14 protein-coding genes and 2 pseudogenes are annotated in these 14,507 nt (G+C 58.4%); 5 read left to right on the plus strand and 11 right to left on the minus strand.

The features are described 5' to 3' along the window. Nucleotides 1-77 precede the first annotated feature (77 nt). From E3Z29_RS21490 to E3Z29_RS21510, 5 genes are all read right to left on the minus strand, one after another. A complete protein-coding gene (locus E3Z29_RS21490; RefSeq protein ID WP_134786883.1) occupies nt 78-1,646 on the minus strand; it encodes a sensor domain-containing diguanylate cyclase in 1,569 nt (522 codons plus the stop codon). Between the two features lie 236 nt (nt 1,647-1,882). Continuing rightward, complete coding sequence (locus E3Z29_RS21495; RefSeq protein ID WP_097088632.1) at nt 1,883-2,407, minus strand: hypothetical protein; 525 nt, start codon at nt 2,405-2,407, stop codon at nt 1,883-1,885. Next, nucleotides 2,404-3,132 (minus strand): alpha/beta hydrolase, encoded by a 729-nt coding sequence (locus E3Z29_RS21500; RefSeq protein WP_134786884.1) that lies wholly within the window; start codon nt 3,130-3,132, stop codon nt 2,404-2,406. The genes E3Z29_RS21495 and E3Z29_RS21500 overlap by 4 nt, the downstream gene beginning before the upstream one ends. 3 nt (nt 3,133-3,135) lie before the next feature. After that, complete coding sequence (locus E3Z29_RS21505; protein ID WP_098964676.1) at nt 3,136-3,633, minus strand: PAAR domain-containing protein; 498 nt, start codon at nt 3,631-3,633, stop codon at nt 3,136-3,138. 135 nt (nt 3,634-3,768) lie between these two features. Next, nucleotides 3,769-4,434, minus strand: a complete 666-nt coding sequence (locus E3Z29_RS21510) for a ribonuclease T2 (protein WP_027611510.1) — start codon at nt 4,432-4,434, stop codon at nt 3,769-3,771. 165 nt (nt 4,435-4,599) lie between these two features. On the opposite strand from E3Z29_RS21510, the gene E3Z29_RS21515 reads away from it, so the two are divergent. Further along, nucleotides 4,600-5,070 carry a hypothetical protein gene (locus E3Z29_RS21515; protein ID WP_098964677.1) on the plus strand — a complete coding sequence of 157 codons (471 nt, stop codon included), beginning with the start codon at nt 4,600-4,602 and terminating at the stop codon, nt 5,068-5,070. A 76-nt stretch (nt 5,071-5,146) separates the two neighbouring features. Further along, a complete protein-coding gene (locus E3Z29_RS21520) occupies nt 5,147-5,932 on the plus strand; it encodes a transporter substrate-binding domain-containing protein (RefSeq protein WP_098964678.1) in 786 nt (261 codons plus the stop codon). Nucleotides 5,933-6,070: 138 nt separating this feature from the next. Here E3Z29_RS21520 and E3Z29_RS21525 read toward each other — a convergent pair whose 3' ends face one another. Both E3Z29_RS21525 and E3Z29_RS21530 read right to left on the minus strand, forming a co-directional pair. Further along, nucleotides 6,071-6,286, minus strand: coding sequence for a hypothetical protein (locus E3Z29_RS21525; protein ID WP_098968434.1), 216 nt, complete (start codon nt 6,284-6,286; stop codon nt 6,071-6,073). Between the two features lie 180 nt (nt 6,287-6,466). Further along, nucleotides 6,467-6,967, minus strand: coding sequence for an Lrp/AsnC family transcriptional regulator (locus E3Z29_RS21530; protein WP_045122550.1), 501 nt, complete (start codon nt 6,965-6,967; stop codon nt 6,467-6,469). A 119-nt stretch (nt 6,968-7,086) separates the two neighbouring features. Here E3Z29_RS21530 and E3Z29_RS21535 point away from each other — a divergent pair. The 3 genes and pseudogenes from E3Z29_RS21535 to E3Z29_RS21545 all read left to right on the plus strand — a co-directional run bounded on the left by E3Z29_RS21535 (nt 7,087) and on the right by E3Z29_RS21545 (nt 10,786). Continuing rightward, nucleotides 7,087-8,123 (plus strand): annotated as a pseudogene (locus tag E3Z29_RS21535) (histone deacetylase family protein). Nucleotides 8,124-8,172: 49 nt separating this feature from the next. Next, the gene (locus E3Z29_RS21540) at nt 8,173-9,225 is read left to right on the plus strand and encodes an ornithine cyclodeaminase (protein WP_134786885.1); all 1,053 of its coding nucleotides are present in this window, start codon (nt 8,173-8,175) and stop codon (nt 9,223-9,225) included. 145 nt (nt 9,226-9,370) lie between these two features. Next, nucleotides 9,371-10,786, plus strand: a complete 1,416-nt coding sequence (locus E3Z29_RS21545) for an amino acid permease (protein ID WP_027611499.1) — start codon at nt 9,371-9,373, stop codon at nt 10,784-10,786. A gap of 59 nt (nt 10,787-10,845) precedes the next feature. Here E3Z29_RS21545 and E3Z29_RS21550 read toward each other — a convergent pair whose 3' ends face one another. The 4 genes and pseudogenes from E3Z29_RS21550 to E3Z29_RS21560 all read right to left on the minus strand — a co-directional run bounded on the left by E3Z29_RS21550 (nt 10,846) and on the right by E3Z29_RS21560 (nt 14,506). Next, nucleotides 10,846-11,625, minus strand: coding sequence for an EAL domain-containing protein (locus E3Z29_RS21550; protein WP_134786886.1), 780 nt, complete (start codon nt 11,623-11,625; stop codon nt 10,846-10,848). Nucleotides 11,626-11,761: 136 nt separating this feature from the next. Beyond that, the gene (locus E3Z29_RS29975; RefSeq protein WP_372241226.1) at nt 11,762-12,634 is read right to left on the minus strand and encodes a methyl-accepting chemotaxis protein; all 873 of its coding nucleotides are present in this window, start codon (nt 12,632-12,634) and stop codon (nt 11,762-11,764) included. Nucleotides 12,635-12,667: 33 nt separating this feature from the next. Beyond that, nucleotides 12,668-13,696 (minus strand): annotated as a pseudogene (locus tag E3Z29_RS29980) (methyl-accepting chemotaxis protein); the annotation flags it as partial. 447 nt (nt 13,697-14,143) lie between these two features. Further along, nucleotides 14,144-14,506 (minus strand): DUF6124 family protein, encoded by a 363-nt coding sequence (locus tag E3Z29_RS21560; protein WP_134786888.1) that lies wholly within the window; start codon nt 14,504-14,506, stop codon nt 14,144-14,146. Nucleotide 14,507: the final 1 nt, after the last annotated feature.

Raw genomic sequence — 14,507 nt, forward strand, 5'->3', positions numbered from 1 at the left:
CGCTGGTGATCCGGCATGAAGGCATGAATCTGTGGCGCTGGAATCTGATTCCGCGCCACAGATCAAGCGCGGAGGCTTTAGCGATCCGACCGCATCAACTCGGCAACCCCCTCCTCCAGCGACAACACCGCCGCGCGATTGCGCCCGGCATTTTTTGCCTGATACAGCGCCGCATCAGCACGCTGGATAAACACTTCGAGGCTGTCATTGCCGCTCGGAATAAATGAGTAGCAACCCAGACTGACCGTCAGGTATCCGGTGGGCGAACCGCTGTGAGTAATGCGTTTATCCATCACACTGCGGCGAATCTGCCCGGCGATCGCCAGTACGCCATTTATGTCGGTGTCCGGCAGCAACACCGCAAACTCCTCGCCACCGTAACGCACCGCCAGATCAGCCTTGCGCTGGCAGCAATTCTTCAACACCTGCGCCACCTGAGTCAGGCAGTGATCCCCTGCCACGTGCCCGTAGGCATCGTTGTAGCGCTTGAAGAAATCGATATCGAGCATGATCAAGCCGACTGGACTCGACTGCCGTGCACCGCGAGCAAATTCGATCTCCAGCGATTGCTCGAACAGGCGCCGATTCGCCAGCCCCGTCAAGCTGTCGTGGGTAGCGATCTGCTCCAGTGTGCGCTGTGCCTTGCGCAGGTTTTTCTCGATTCGCTCGCCGTCACGCACCTGATGAATGAACACCCAGCCGAACAGGCCGACGCCGAGAATCACCAGCGCCACAATCACGCTGGACTGAAAGGCCCGCTCATACCAACCCTTGAGAATCGTGTCGCGCGAAGAGGCGGACGCTACCACCAGCGGATAAGCCGCCAACTGGCGGTAGCCGTACAAGCGCACCACGCCGTCGACCACCGACTTGATCATCGCAGTGCCGGCCGGGGCTTCGGGCAGCAGCTTCTGGTAGATCCTGCCTTGCGCCAGCGACGAGCCGATCAGGCCTTCGTCGAACGGTCGCCGCGCCAGCAGCGTGCCGTCCTTGAGTCCGAGAAACATGATGCCGTTGTCATCGAGGCTGAAGCTTTTGAAGAACCGGTCGAAGTACGCCATCTTGATCCCGGCCATCAGCACGCCCTGGAAGTTGCCGGCGCGGTCGTTGATGCGTTTCGAGATCGGGATGATCCACTGGCCATTCTCGCGGCTGCGAATCGCCGGTCCGATGTGCGCCACGGTAGAAGCGTTTTGCTGGTGAAACCTGAAGTACTCGCGGTCGGCCACACCCTTGCCACGGGGCAGGTCCGGGAACGAGGTGATCACCCACTGGCCCTCGCGATCGAAGAGGAACATGCCGTGCAACTGCTCCAGTTGCTGCACCCGACGCGCGAAGGTTTTTTGCAGACGAGGTCGCTGCGCAGCGCCATAACCATCGTCCTCGACCCAATCAGCGAGACTGGTGAGCACCAGGTCAGCGGCCAGAAACGTGTCTTCGGCCTGCTGCGCCATGGCTCGGGTCAGGTTGGTCGACGCGATCTGCGCGTTCGCCAGGTCCTGACGCCGTGTCTGCTCCAGTTGCAGATAGAGCAAGCCGGACAGGCACAGGCACACCGCAACGATGAACAGCGCTGCCGCCTTGCGCAGCGGCAGGCGTTTAAGCGTGCCGGGAGTCTGATGCGGGTCGTGAATGGGGATTGGCAAAAACGTGTCCTGGGCAGGTACGACAGGGGCCGCAGCCCGAAACCCTTACTTTTCATGAGCGTAGCCCAGCGGGGTGCGCACAGCAAACCCGCCCCGCCAACACACGCCTGCCCCGCTGTATCGGCGCGCAAGGGATTTGGATGACCTCCGCACGTCGATTTATTTTCAGTGGTGGTTTTGCGGGTGATCGCCCTCGCGTATCTGCGCAGGGCGATCGCGTGGGGCACCGATTACGCCTATCGGGGTTTGTTGATTTCGCGCAGCAGATCCGCGACTGGCAGGTTCATGGTGTTTGAGTAGTAGGGTTTATAGCCGTACGCGGTGACGACGACTTTGCAGGGGATTTGTTGTTTGTTCGCGAGGAGTTGATTCAGTTCTGTTACTGAAAGATTTCTCTCAGAACTTCGGTTGCTGGAAGTTTCACTGAGGAATGCGCGAGTAAGGTAGGAAAACTTTCCCTTGTTGTTTTCATTTTTTTCCGATCGTATCAAACCGGATGCGGAGAACTGTATGGCTTTGCCTACTGAGAAATCATGATCATCCGCCAATGCGCAATGAAGCATGCCCGAAATCATCCCAACTCGCTCCCCGCGATCAAAAAGATCCAACACATCAACGTCCGACTGATACCGGATGATGTATAGCAGCGACTTTTCTCTTTCCACAGATTCGAAGTTCAGGTTTGCGGGAGGCTTTGTGTGGTCTTTCGCACAACCTGAGCAAATAGCGAGCAAGCAACAAATGAGCACCCTGTACATCATGGAAAATCCTTCATGATTGAGTCAAAAAGCATATCGGCTGCCGATTTGCTCCCCGCGATACGGGCAGTAAACAACCCCAATGCATTTGCATGATTAGTGTCTATATTGACGTTCAATGAAGGGCCACAGGAGATAAGCCACTTTTCACCAAAATCAGCGACCCCATCTGACGAATCTCTTTTAGTTGGCGTCGCTTTGATGTTGATCCAGTCGGCAGCAATTGGATCGGGGCGTTCGCGATAAATATCCGACCCCAACCAGACCAGGGCCCCTTCACCCACGGGATCAAGGGTAATCAGCATCTGAATCCGGTAACCCCATTCCGACATGATCTTTGTCAGATGCGCACCGTTCCACCCACCGAGGCTATGACCCACGATATAGACAGGACAGCTCTTGTAGGGGATCAGACTCAAGACATGTCGCTGAATATCCTGTTTTCCTCTGACTTCGTTATAGCCCAGCCACTCAGACTTATATTTACCCTCCTTTGCCAAGCTTGTCGTGCGCTCATCAAAGTCCTTCCGTGCCTCTTGGATGTTTCCATAAGGCCCCGAAAAATAATAACGTTCCTTATCCCCAGCGCCTCCGACGAAAACAACAATCGCCTTGGTACTCTCCACCGGCACAGGCTTGTCACTGACATCCTTCTTGTCCGTCAGCGCATGTTCCTTGTGCAGCTTGTAATTGTTGCCTTTCGCGCACGTTACTGTTTCAGCGGCCATGCCTCACTCCTCCAAAAACAGCTTGATGGTTTCAGGCAGGTGCGAGCTAACTTCGTGGGTGAACCCGTTAGCGTCAGACACCCCGTGCTCCAGACGCCCGTCTGCGCGCTGGATCACGTAGGGATGATTGGTCATGGGCTCACCGGTCACGTCATTGACCAGTTTCAATTTGTCCGTGAAATGCACCGGCATCGGCAGCAATCCACTGAAAGGTGCCGCTGTTACCGTGTCACCAATGATGACCGTGCCCGACCCGCCAATGACCACATTGCCGTGCCCACCGGTGCTGTCCAGGGTCGCGGCGTTTAAGCCATTGATAAACACCGTCGAGGAAACGCCGCCAGTAATCGGGCTGCCGCACGCTGATTTATCGGTCATTCGGGCAGCCGCCAATCCGTCGAAATTCACATTCGGCGAGCCACTGGCAATCGGATTGGTGCCATGTCCCGGGAGTGGGCAGGCGGTTGGATCGGTGACGCGGGCGGCGGGTTTTCCGCTCATGAACAGCTCCTTGCAGTGTTGCGGGTCATCCTTTTTGGGGGCGCAAGCATGCGTGAATTTTCCGGTTGCTTCAAACCTCCAGGCAAAAAAAGGCGCCCGATCGAGGCGCCTTTTTCATTCGTGCAACCACTCACATCAACGCGACGGCGGCACCCGAATATCCCCCGCCCGGCACTGCGTCTTCACGCCCTTGCCGCACGCGCCGAACTGCAGATCCTTGCCCATGCACACCCGCACTTCCGAAAGCTCCGGGCCGCTGCAGATCACCGCGATGCCATTGGCCGGGATCCCCGGGTTGGCCTTGCGGAACAGGTCGGCGATTTCCTGGGCTTCGAAGTAATACGAGCTGCTGAACGGTTGCAGCTCCTGCGGGATTTTCACCGCGCCAACTGCTTTGTCCGCTTCGTCCAGATAACCCATCGCGCCCAGGCCGCTGCAGGTGCCGTGCTTGGACCATTCGTGGTCAAGCAGTTTCTTGGTCGGGAACAGTGTCAGGCCCTTGGTGGTTTCCGCGGCCGACAACGTGGTCAGCGGTGGGCAGGATTCCGGCCAGCCGCCGTTGGCGTATTGCGGCCACAAGCCGTGCAGCACGAAGCCGTAGCCCTTGCCGGAGCATTGCACGTCATCTTTGTGGGTGAGGCAGAACGTTGGCGACCAGGACAGCGTCAGCAGGTAGTAATCGAACTGCCCCGCTACCGCTTCCGTTTGTACCTTGCTGGCGTTCGACTGACGCGCCGAACTCAGGCCGATGCTACCGGCCGTCAGCGCGATCAGCGCCAGAATTGTAAACAGCTTTTTCATGTACCCGCTCCTTGGGACGCCTGCGTCCGTGGTTTTTGATGCTGACCAGACTTGGCCAGCGCTGATTTCGCCATGCTTGTGTTGCAAGCGCATGACGCAAGGCAACGCCACACCCCGTTGAACGGTCTACGATTAACAGGCAGACATCAAACCAAGGGATCCGAAATGAGTAAAGCAGACGAACTCGCCGCCAAACTCAAGCAAACCCGGCACACCCATGCGGATGCCGCGCTGGAGATCGATTGCTGGCCGGCGCAGGTCTACGATCTGTACCACCGCATCGAGGCCTGGCTGCAGCCAGTCACTGAAGTGGGCCTGAAAATCCGCCGCAATCCAACCCACGTTTGCGAAAGCTCACCGGATGGCGAAAGTCACGATTACGCGATCGACCAACTGGTGATCGAAGCCAATCAACAAACCCTGACATTTGATCCCATCGCCCGGTTTACCGAAGACGGCGCCGGCCGCGTGCAGATCACCCTGCCCGAGCGCAACACCTATCTGTTGCGCACCGTCGATGAACATCACGAAAGCCATTGGTGGCTGCAAACGGTGGAAACCGGGCAAGAACTGGATGCGATTGCGCTGACCGAGAACAATCTGTTGCAGGTGGTGCAGGAAGGGCTCGGCCTCTGACAGCGAACTGACCATAGGGATCAGCGCCTAGAACGTGGTTAACTTCTCGCTCCGATCCCTTTGAAGCCCGACAGACATGCCCATCAATAAAAAACTGCTCTTGCTCGGTTCATTGCTCGCGCTGAATTTAAGCGCTCAGGCCGCCGAGCAACCTTCGCACCTCGACACCATCCAGCAACAAGGCCAGTTGCGCGTCTGCACCACTGGCGACTACAAGCCCTACACCTTCAAACGCAGCGACGGCGACTTCGAGGGTATCGACATCGCCATGGCGCGCTCGCTGGCCGACAGCCTCGGCGTGAAAGTCGAGTGGGTGCAAACCACCTGGAAAACCCTGATGCCGGACATGCAGGCCGGCAAGTGCGACATCGGCATGGGTGGCATTTCGGTGACGCTGGAGCGGCAGAAGAAAGCCTACTTCAGCAACACCCTCGACAGCGACGGCAAGATCCCGCTGGTGCGCTGCGCCGATCAGTCCAAGTACCAGACCGTCGAGCAGATCAACCAGCCCAACGTACGGCTGGTCGAACCCGCCGGCGGCACCAACGAAGCCTTCGTCCATGCCTTCCTGCCCAAGGCGCAACTGGCCCTGCACGACAACGTGACGATCTTCCAGCAACTGCTCGATAACAAGGCCGACGTGATGATCACCGACGCCTCGGAAGCGCTGTATCAGCAGAAACTCAAACCGGGTTTGTGCGCGGTGAATCCGCACCAGTACATGCAGTATGGGGAAAAAGCCTATCTGCTGCCGCGCGATGACATCAGCTGGAAACTGTACGTTGATCAGTGGCTGCATCTGAGCAAAGTCACTGGCAGTTATCAGAAGGTCATTGGTGAGTGGCTGGCGCTGCCGCAGTAATCTTCCAGGCACAAACATTTGTGGCGAGGGAGCTTGCTCCCGCTGGGCTGCGCAGCAGTCCGCTGTTTTAAAAGCGGGGGTTGCTTCGCAACCCATCGGGGATAAATCCCCTCGCCACAGGTTCAGGTTCTATTTCTATCAATCGTTGTGCAACATCCCGGAGCTGTACTGGTTCAAGCTGCTACCAATACTGTTACCGCCGAATTTGAGGGTCGTTGCATTTGTGCGACCCTCCGGCGATTGGCAATCCGAGGAGAAACAACTGGTGGTGGTCAGCCCACCGGAGCCCGAACAGGCACTCAATACCGAGACAGCTGCAGCGATCAACAGCACTTTGACGACATTGGTGCGCATCATACGGCTCCCCTTGGGATGATCTTGTGCAAGCATCGTAGGCCTAAGTCGCGCCCGGCAAGATGAAATTTTGCTGATCGACAGCGCGGGTTCAGAATCCAGGGCTGCGGCAATCGGCTGGTCTGCCGACAACGCCGCAAAAGACTCTGTCACCCCATTGGAAAAACTCCCCCGGCCCGCTCAATCCCTTCCCGGTCTGGGTATCGCAATACGGCTACTGGTCTTGACCTCACGCAACGCCAGGCTGGACTGGATGGACGCAATCCCGACTTGGCGCCTGAGCACCTGCTCGATGAAATCGCTGTAGCTATCCAGATCCTCGGCCAGCACCTGCAACACATAATCGGCATCGCCGGTGATCTTGTGACAGGACAGCACCTGGGGCAGTTGCGCAATCACCGACTCGAAGGCGTCCGGCGCGTGATCGGCGTGGGTGGAAAAACGGATGTGCACGAACGCCATGATGTCCAGCCCGAGCATTCGCCGATCAAGGTTGGCCTGATAGCCCTTGATCACCCCGGCCTCCTCCATTCTTTTGCGCCGCCGCCAGCAAGGCGTAAGGCTCAACGACAGCCGCTCACTGAGTTCAGCGTTGGAAATACTGGCGTCTTCCTGCAACAACTCAAGAATCGCCAGGTCGGTCTCGTCGAGACTGATGCGTTTGGATGATTTTTTCTGCATGACGCCAATCCTGAGTAAGAACGCCCGATTAATCTACTTAATCAAGAAAACAAAGCAAAGAAAGCGCAGGTCAGCCGGAACAGAATATTTGCACTGGCTCACATTAACGGATGCGCAGAATGTTTACAGTTTTCAGTGATTCCCACCGTTTGCACCATGGCACCGAATTGAAGGACGGCGTGCTCAAGCCGTCATTCGAACAACCGAGTCGGGCCGATACCGTGCACAACCGCGTCAAACAGGTCGGCCTGGGGCAAATCGTCGAACCGCGTGCGTTTGACCGCTCGTGCTACGTCAACGCGCACAGTGAGCGCTACGTCAGCTTTCTGGAAAGTGCCTGGACCGAATGGTGCGCAACCGGACGCACGCACGATGCCTTGCCCCTGATCTGGCCGGTACGCGATCTGGCCAACGAGCAAGTGCCGACGTTCATCGACGGCAAGCTCGGCTTCTATGCCATGGATGCCGGTTCGCCCATCACCGCCACGACCTGGCAAGCGGTGAAAACCAGCGCGGATATCGCCCTCACCGGACTCGCACTGATCGATGAAGGCCACGACAGCGCCTTTGCCCTGTGCCGCCCGCCCGGCCATCACGCTGCGCGCGAATACATGGGCGGTTATTGCTACCTCAATAACGCCGCGATTGCCGCGCAACAGGCCATCACCCAAGGCGCCAAGCGTGTCGCGGTGCTCGACGTCGACTTCCACCACGGCAACGGCACCCAGAACATTTTCTACCAGCGCAGCGACGTCATGTTCGTGTCGCTGCATGGTGAACCTGCGGTGTCCTACCCGTACTTTTCAGGTTACAGCCACGAAGTCGGCGCGGGTGTCGGCGAGGGTTACAACCTCAACTACCCGCTGCCGAAAAACACCACGTGGGAGAGCTACCGCAACGCCCTGCTCCACGCCTGCAAAAAACTCCAGCAGTTCTCACCTGAGGTGCTGGTGATTTCCCTCGGTGTCGACACGTTCAAGGACGACCCCATCAGCCACTTCCTGCTGGAAAGCGAGGACTTCATCGGCATCGGAACGCTGATCGCCAGTGTCGGTAGCCCCACACCCTGTTCGTGATGGAGGGCGGCTACATGGTCGATGAAATCGGCATCAATGCGGTGAACGTGCTGCATGGTTTCGAGAGTAAACGCAGCTGAACCATCCCCGCTCTGCGGCCTTTGAATGACTGAATCGGAGAACAACAACATGACGCTTTTTATTGATGTCGATGATGCTGCACGCCTGTTCACCCAGGTCGGCATCCGCCGGGCCATCCGCGACATGGCGAGCTACATCGAAGCGGACTACGCACGCTGGGCACAATTTGATAAATCGCCGCGCACGGCCAACCACTCGGCAGACGGCGTGATCGAGCTGATGCCCACCGACGATGGCCAGCAGTACTCGTTCAAATACGTCAACGGCCATCCGGACAATGGTCAGCGCAACTTGCTGACCGTCATGGCTTTCGGGCTGCTGGCCGATGTGCAGAGTGGCTATCCGACCCTGCTCAGCGAACTGACATTGACCACCGCCGTGCGCACCGCTGCCACCTCGGCACTGGTTGCGCAGTCGCTGGCTCGCCCGGGTGCGACCTCGATGGCGATCATCGGTAACGGTGCGCAGAGTGAGTTTCAGGCGCTCGCCTTTCATGAAATGTTGGGCATCAGCGAAATCCGCATCTTCGATATTGATCGCGACGCTTCGCTCAAGTTGAAGCACAACCTGGCGGCGTTTCCGCAGATCGAAGTGATTCTGGCCGACTCGGTAAAGGACGCGGTCAAGGGTGCGCATATCGTCACCACAGTCACCGCCGACAAAGCCTACGCAACGATTCTCACGCCCGAAATGATCGAACCCGGCATGCATATCAATGCGGTCGGCGGCGACTGCCCGGGTAAAACCGAACTGCACGCCGACATCCTGCGCAACGCCCGGGTCATCGTCGAATTCGAGCCGCAAACACGCATTGAAGGCGACATTCAGCAATTGGAGGCCGACTCTCCAGTGGTCGAGTTTTTCCGGATTGTGCAGGGCGAAGTGCCCGGCCGCGAGAGCGATACGCAGGTGACGGTCTTTGATTCGGTGGGCTTTGCTCTGGAAGATTTTTCGTCACTGCGCTACCTCAACGACCTGGCTCAGCAACAGCAAATCGGCCAGCGCATCCACCTGGTACCGACGCCGGCCAACATCAAAAATCTCTTCCAGTTGCTGGAGCCGCAACCGGCAACAGCCTCACGTCTGCGCACCGCCAGTTAATCAGTAAGGACCGCCCCCACGCGATTTTGCGAGGGGGCCATTCACTCTCCAGGCATCGCTGTGATTAGCCGCTGTCTCTCTAACAAGAACGCTCGACACCTACTTTCTGCCAAAACTCAAAAACATAAAATCAAGAGGTTTTGCGATGAAATCGAATCCTTCCGGGCTGCTTGAACAGCCCGCGCTGCAGCGCACGCTCAGCAATCGTCACATCCAATTAATGGCCATGGGCGGTGCCATCGGTACGGGCCTGTTCATGGGCTCCGGGAAGATCATCGCCCTCTCCGGGACGTCGATCATCCTCATCTACATGATCATCGGCCTGTTCGTTTTTTTCGTCATGCGCGCCATGGGCGAAATGCTCCTGTCCAACCTGAACTTCAAAACCTTTGCCGACTTTGCCGGCGCCTACCTCGGCCCGCGCGCGGCATTTTTTCTCGGCTGGTCGTATTGGTTGAGCTGGAGCGTGGCGGTGATCGGCGATGCCGTCGTGGTCGGTGGATTCTTCCAGTACTGGTTCCCCGAGGTACCGGCGTGGATACCCGCCGTCGGCATGCTGGCGACGTTGTTTGCGCTGAATGTGCTGACGGTCAGGCTGTTCGGTGAGGTGGAATTCTGGTTCGCGATCATAAAAATCATTGCTGTCGTGACCTTGATCGGCGTCAGCACCGTGCTGATTGCCACGTCCTTCGTGTCCCCGAGTGGCGTCACCGCATCCCTGAGTCACCTGGTGGATAAACAGGCGGCCTTCCCTAACGGCTTGTTCGGCTTCTTCGCCGGATTTCAGATGGCAATTTTCTCCTTCGCCGGCACCGAGTTGATCGGCACCGCCGCCGCTGAAACCCGATCTCCAGAGAGGACTTTACCCAAGGCCATCAACTCGATTCCGCTGCGGATCATCCTGTTCTACGTGCTGGCACTGACCTGCATTATTGCCGTGACCTCGTGGCAGCAGGTGTCTCCGGTCAAGAGCCCCTTTGTCGAACTGTTTCTCGTGGCTGGGTTTCCCGCGGCCGCCGGTATCGTCAACTTCGTGGTCCTGACATCGGCGGCATCATCGGCCAACAGTGGCGTGTTTTCATCGAGCCGCATGCTGTTCGGCCTGGCCAACCAGCAAAACGCTCCGGGCATCTTCCGGCGACTGTCAGGTAACAGCGTGCCGCTGCTGAGTCTGGCGTTCACCACACTGCTGATGCTGATTGGGGTGCTGGTGCTGTTCATCGTTCCGGAAGTGATGACCGCCTTCACCATCGTCTCCACCGTGTCGGCGATTCTGGTGATTTTCACCTGGTCGACCATCCTCGCGTCTTACATTGCCTATCGCAAAAAACGCCCGGACCTGCATGCGAAGTCGGCTTACAAGATGCCCGGCGGCGTACCGATGGCCTGGTTTTCCCTGGCATTTCTAGGCTTTGTGCTGTGTCTGCTGGCATTGCGACCTGACACGCGGATCGCCTTGATGGTCATGCCGGGTTGGTTCGTTTGGTTGGCGATTGCTTACCAGTTGACCCGCTCAAGGCAGACGAAATCGGCAGTTGAGTCGGCGAGCCAGTTTGGCTGAATCTGCACGCCTGAGCCGTCACCTCAACGTGATGGCTCAGGCTCAAAGACCAGCCGCCGTCAAATCGGCTGCCACGCCTCCACCGGAATCTGCGCCATCGCCTCAAACGCCGGTTTGGCGAACCAGAAACCCTGCATCAGATAAATCCCGCAATCGGCGAGAAAATCCCGCTCCTCGGGGTGCTCGATGCCCTCGGCAATCACCTCGACGCCCAACTCGGCACACATGCCCACCACGCCACGCACAATCGCCTGGCGTACGCGGTCGCGATGGATATCGCGAATCAGCGCCATGTCCAGTTTGATCAGATCCGGCTGAAAGTCCGCCAGCAGATTCAGCCCGGAATACCCCGCACCGAAGTCATCAATGGCCGTCTTGAAACCAAACTCGCGATACTCGCGCAGGATGTTCATCAAGTGCTTGTTGCTTTCAACGTGCTCGCCCTCGACCGCTTCGAAGATCAGCCGATCGAGCGGGAACGCATGTGCGCGGGCCGCCTCCAGCGTGCTGCGAATGCACATGTCCGGGCGATACACCGCGTTGGGCAGGAAATTGATCGAGAGAAACCCGGTGAGCCCCAACTGCGCAGCCGTGGAGATTGCCCGCACGCGGCACAGTTGATCGAAGCGATAGCGGTTCTGGTCATCGACCTGCTGCAGCACCGACAGCGCACCCTCGCCCTGCACGCCCCGGACCAATGCCTCGTGGGCGAAGGTCGATTGATCACGCACATCCACAATCGGCTGGAAAGCAAAGGAGAACGCCATATCGGCCTCGCCTTTTTGCCGGCATCCTTGGCACCCCCCGCTGGGCTGGGGGAAAATTGGTGTATTGGTCATGACGCCCCCTGAGAGCGGGTTGCAACCATCCATGGCCCAGAAAAAAATCACTGCACGGACCGGGTGGCGCCGCTTGGCGGCCCCCGCTTATACAGGCTGACCGGTCAATTCCGGCCAAGTTCATTGCGAAATGCCATCAGGTGCGGAAATGCGCCGTCATGCGTTGCAGGTCCTGCCCCAGCGATGCCAGCTCAATGGTCGCGGCAGCGCTTTCTTCGCTGGCGACGGCCGACTGATCGGCCACATCGCGCACACTGACGATGCTGCGATTGATCTCATCGGCCACCGCACTTTGCTGCTCGGCGGCGGCGGAAATCTGCAGGCTCATTTGCTGGATCGTGCCGATCGAATGGTTGATCTCGGTGATCGCCTGCTCGGCCTTCTGCGCCAGCACCACGGTGTCCAGCGTGCGCTCGCGGCTGGATGTCATCAGCGTAGATGCCGCTTGCGTGCCCTGCTGCAGAGTGACAATCAGCGCTTCGATTTCCTTGGTCGAATCTTGGGTGCGCTGTGCCAGCGAGCGCACTTCATCGGCAACCACGGCAAAACCACGCCCCTGCTCACCCGCACGCGCCGCTTCAATCGCCGCGTTCAGCGCCAGCAAATTGGTCTGCTCGGCGACTGCCTTGATGACTTCGATGACCTTGCCGATCTGCTCACTGTCCTGGGACAGCACGTTCATCGCTGCGCCCAAGTCTTCGATCGCCACCGACAGTTCGCTGATCTGCACAGTCGCCTGCTTGACCACCGCACTGCCGTGACGCGCCTGCTGATCGGCCAGTGTCGCGGCGGCGGATGCGTCCGTGGTGTTGCGTGCGACCTCCTGCACCGTCGAGGCCATTTCGTGCATCGCCGTGGCGACCTGATCCACCTCAACTTTCTGCTGACGCACACCGGCGCTGGTCTGCTCGCTCATCGCCGAGAGCTTCTCCGCCGATGTCGAAATATGCGTCACGCCATTACCGATCCCCTGCACCAGCGTGTTCAGACTTTGCGCCATGTCCTGCATCGCGTTTTGCAGATCGCCCAACTCATCCTTGCGGCTGGATTTGGCTTGCACCGTCAGATCGCCCTTGGCAATCCGTCGCGCCAGCTCCACCGTCAACGCCAGCGGCCCGGTGATCTGCCGCGAGATCAGCACCGAAGCAAACAGACCGACCACCAGCGCCAGCACCGTCAGCACGGCAATCTGGATAAACGCACGCTGTTGATCGTCCCGCGCCAGACGCTGCTGAGTGTCCATCAGGCCGGTCATGATGCTGTCCATCGCCTGGCTCTGCTGATCCACCTGCTGACGCAGGCTCTGCTTCTGCTCGAACAGCGCGGCGACCTGCACCAGCACCTCGCGATAACGGCGCATCCCGGCCTGCGCCTCCTCAAGTTGACTCGACAGGGCCGCCGGCAACCCGCTGCGCGCCTTGCTCATGTCGGCCAGAAACGCATCGGTGGTGTCCAGCAGCACCTGCTTGTTGGCCTCGCTCGGCACCGCGATATAACGCCGCAACATCAGCCGAAACATCGTCATGCCATTGCGCAGATCCGCCACCGTGCGCAAATCCGCCACCCGCGCACTGTCGGCAGACGCCAACGCGCTGGCCGTGGTGCTCTCGAACATGCTGTTGAAGGTCTCGGCGTACTTGTCCGACATCGCTCCCAACGGTTTCAGCGCATCGCTGGTCGCCTTGTCCGCCTCGACCAAACGCTTGACCTGCTGATCGTAAGCCAGCGTGGTGTCCTGCAAACGCTTCAAGGCTTGCTGGTTTTCCGCCCGCGTCAGGGTCTGCAACGCCTTGGCGATCAGCCCTTGCAACACATTCAACTGCGACTGATAAGCCTCGGCATAAGCGACATCCGCCGCCGCTTCGTACTGCTTCTCCGACAGCCGCATGTCCTGCGTCGCATCGTTGAGAGTGCCGATCAGACGCGTGGTGTCCAGGCGATCCACCAGCACATTGCTGCTGCTATAGCCAATGAAGGCCACCGCCCCCACCGCCAGCAAAAGAACGCCAAACCCGGCCCCCAACTTTCGGGAAACCTTGATGTTACCCAGGAAATTCGATGCTTCTGCCATGTTCAGCCTCTAACGCCCTGACGCGATTCAGCGTCAGGCACAAAAAGTAGATCTCTGATAACCGGAGTTACCGCTCATATTCGGGGTCGTCGTCCTGGGCGAAATACGGGCAGCTTCCACTGACCCGGCTGCAACAACCTGACGCGAAAAGCCGTACCAACGGCCCACGCACCAGCGGACAAATCCAGGACTGACGCTGGATTTATCGTTTCAGCAAAGGTGTTGGAACGGATGCTATAAATTTTGGGAAAAGTTGTACAACTTTATATTTTTGTATAATCGTTGAACTTTTTTGAGCGCGTGATGACGCATTGCCATCATTTTTTGTGACACATCGCTATTGCTGCGAAAACAGGCTGAAAACCGCCATTTTGGGCGGTTGTTTTGCGCATCGACTGAACGCCCTCCGCGATCACAAGCTCGCCGCTCGCCACGGAGGGCAGCGATCTACGCCTTGAGCTCGACGTTATCCAACGCCTGATTCACCGCCAACTCCCCCAACATCACCACCTGCGCAATGCCCAGCAGCGTCTTGCGGTGCGAGACATCCAGCAACGCGGCGAAATCGTTGAGCATGGTCGTGGCGGAACCCAAGGATTCACTGGCGTTGGCGAGCAGGGATTCGGTGTCGTAGGCCGGGTTGGCGAGGAACATCGGTCTGGATTGATCACCGCTGGCCATGATCTGGCTGGCCGGGGTGAGGTAGTGATCGAGGGCGCGCTCGGCGGCTTCGTGGAGTTTGCGGGAATCGAGGGATTCGTAGGGGGATGCGGGGTTGGTTTCTGGGGGATTCGGTGTTGCTTTGAACATG

The organism is Pseudomonas sp. S150 (assembly GCF_004526365.1).
In the GTDB taxonomy this organism is placed as follows: domain Bacteria; phylum Pseudomonadota; class Gammaproteobacteria; order Pseudomonadales; family Pseudomonadaceae; genus Aquipseudomonas; species Aquipseudomonas putida_A.

What these genes read in the sequence shown, in the direction of transcription:
- E3Z29_RS21500 (WP_134786884.1), bottom strand. Translation starts at nt 3,132, where the DNA reads ATGGCCGCTGAAACAGTAACGTGCGCGAAAGGCAACAATTACAAGCTG.
- E3Z29_RS21560 (WP_134786888.1), bottom strand. Translation starts at nt 14,506, where the DNA reads ATGTTCAAAGCAACACCGAATCCCCCAGAAACCAACCCCGCATCCCCC.
- E3Z29_RS21545 (WP_027611499.1), top strand. Translation starts at nt 9,371, where the DNA reads ATGAAATCGAATCCTTCCGGGCTGCTTGAACAGCCCGCGCTGCAGCGC.
- E3Z29_RS21495 (WP_097088632.1), bottom strand. Translation starts at nt 2,407, where the DNA reads ATGATGTACAGGGTGCTCATTTGTTGCTTGCTCGCTATTTGCTCAGGT.
- E3Z29_RS21525 (WP_098968434.1), bottom strand. Translation starts at nt 6,286, where the DNA reads ATGCGCACCAATGTCGTCAAAGTGCTGTTGATCGCTGCAGCTGTCTCG.
- E3Z29_RS21515 (WP_098964677.1), top strand. Translation starts at nt 4,600, where the DNA reads ATGAGTAAAGCAGACGAACTCGCCGCCAAACTCAAGCAAACCCGGCAC.
- E3Z29_RS29975 (WP_372241226.1), bottom strand. Translation starts at nt 12,634, where the DNA reads ATGCAGGACATGGCGCAAAGTCTGAACACGCTGGTGCAGGGGATCGGT.
- E3Z29_RS21505 (WP_098964676.1), bottom strand. Translation starts at nt 3,633, where the DNA reads ATGAGCGGAAAACCCGCCGCCCGCGTCACCGATCCAACCGCCTGCCCA.
- E3Z29_RS21540 (WP_134786885.1), top strand. Translation starts at nt 8,173, where the DNA reads ATGACGCTTTTTATTGATGTCGATGATGCTGCACGCCTGTTCACCCAG.
- E3Z29_RS21530 (WP_045122550.1), bottom strand. Translation starts at nt 6,967, where the DNA reads ATGCAGAAAAAATCATCCAAACGCATCAGTCTCGACGAGACCGACCTG.
- E3Z29_RS21550 (WP_134786886.1), bottom strand. Translation starts at nt 11,625, where the DNA reads ATGACCAATACACCAATTTTCCCCCAGCCCAGCGGGGGGTGCCAAGGA.
- E3Z29_RS21510 (WP_027611510.1), bottom strand. Translation starts at nt 4,434, where the DNA reads ATGAAAAAGCTGTTTACAATTCTGGCGCTGATCGCGCTGACGGCCGGT.
- E3Z29_RS21520 (WP_098964678.1), top strand. Translation starts at nt 5,147, where the DNA reads ATGCCCATCAATAAAAAACTGCTCTTGCTCGGTTCATTGCTCGCGCTG.